At 66.7% G+C, this 1,467-nt stretch carries 2 protein-coding genes and 1 pseudogene; all 3 read left to right on the forward strand.

Annotated elements, in window-relative coordinates; genetic code table 11:
• On the forward strand, positions 1 to 637 hold a 637-nt coding region (locus ACWFR4_RS48905), incomplete at its 5' end, for a type IV secretory system conjugative DNA transfer family protein (protein WP_453658465.1).
• 130 nt (positions 638 to 767) lie between these two features.
• Positions 768 to 1,109 carry a hypothetical protein gene (locus ACWFR4_RS48910; RefSeq protein WP_453658467.1) on the forward strand — a complete coding sequence of 114 codons (342 nt, stop codon included), beginning with the start codon at positions 768 to 770 and terminating at the stop codon, positions 1,107 to 1,109.
• Positions 1,102 to 1,467: pseudogene (locus ACWFR4_RS48915) on the forward strand (hypothetical protein); the annotation flags it as partial. The gene ACWFR4_RS48910 and the pseudogene ACWFR4_RS48915, both read left to right, overlap by 8 nt.

Raw genomic sequence — 1,467 nt, forward strand, 5'->3', positions numbered from 1 at the left:
GGGCGGCACCGTCTTCCTCATCGGTGAGGAAGACGAAGGCTCCAGCCTGGCACCCATTCTGGCGGCCTTCTCGCGGGCCATCCTCGACACTGCCAAGGTGATCGCGGCCCGGATGCCCAACGGGCGGTTGGACCCGCCGCTCGCGTTGCTCGGCGACGAGCTCGCCAACGTGGCTCCACTGCCGCAGATCCCCAGCCTGATGTCCGTCTCCGGCTCGCAGAACATATTTATGGTCGCGGTGCTGCAGAACTTGGCTCAGGCCCAGGAACGGTGGGGAGAGTTGGGCGTTCGCAAGATGTTCGCAGCTGCCACCATCAAGGTCATACTGGGTGGTGTCTCGGACGAGCAGGAACTGAAGACCTACTCCCAGCTCGCCGGCGAGTTCGAGGAAGACACCGAGAGCGTGTCCGACGACGGAGACCGCGCCTCCATCAGTATCTCCACGCGGCGCCGGGCCGTACTCGAGCCCGGTGACATCCGGCAGATCAAGGAGCGCGAAGGCCTGGTCGTGCACCGTCGTACCCCCGTCACTCGGGTGAGGTTCGAGCGGATCCACGAAGGTCCTCGTGCCAAGGAGATCAGCGAGGCCACCAAGGAAGCTCTGAAGAAGGTGAACAGCTATGCCAGCAGCAGCTGATTGGTTCAAGTTCGCCCGGCGGTCCCTGCGCGAAGGACCGGTCAGCCTCACGCGGCGCACTGCCCGACTGCCGGACGACTCCTCGCCCTGTCCCTCACAGACCCGCCGCAAGGACACAGATCCGTTCGCTTTGCTGCTCGACGCTCTTGAGACCTTCAACGCTGATCTCGGGGAGCTCAACACCGCGCGCATGCGCTTCCACTCCCGCCTGCTCCGCCTTGAGGATGCCCGCTCCCCCACCCCTGCGCACTCCCATCGTCCCGACCGCGATCCAACGGGCTCACTCTTCGACGCAGTCGAGTCCATCAATGGCGAACTCGCCGGATTGGCCGCGCGCCTGACCGAGATCGAGAACCCCGGGACCCGTGCGCAGCCTCAGCCCCGCCTGTTTGTGATCTGCCCCAGGGCCTGCTCCGAGGCCGTGCGCGCTGCGAACGGCCTCCAGGCGGGAAAGGCGGTTCCCTGTGCCTGATCCGCTGGGCCCGCTTTTCGACGCGCTGGAGTCCATCAACGGCGAACTCACTGGATTCGCTGCGCGCCTGGCCCGACTTGAGGATGCCGGGGCCGTGCGCGGTGCGGCGAAGCAGGGCGCGTCAGGTGAGGACGGCGGCGGCGACAGTACGCGCGTCCCTGGTGCGCCCATCGCGTGGCACAAGGTCGCAGAGGACGTACGCGCTGAATTGTGGGGCGAGTTCACCGCGTGGGTGATCCGTATGGCGGACGCCTACGAGTTGACCACGGAACAGCTCCCGCATGCCTGCTGGTGGGAGCACGGCGCCGTGGTGGCCGAGCTGACCGCGCTGTGGACCGGATGGGAGTCGGCCTACGGC

It is taken from the genome of Streptomyces sp. NPDC055140 (assembly GCF_053607285.1).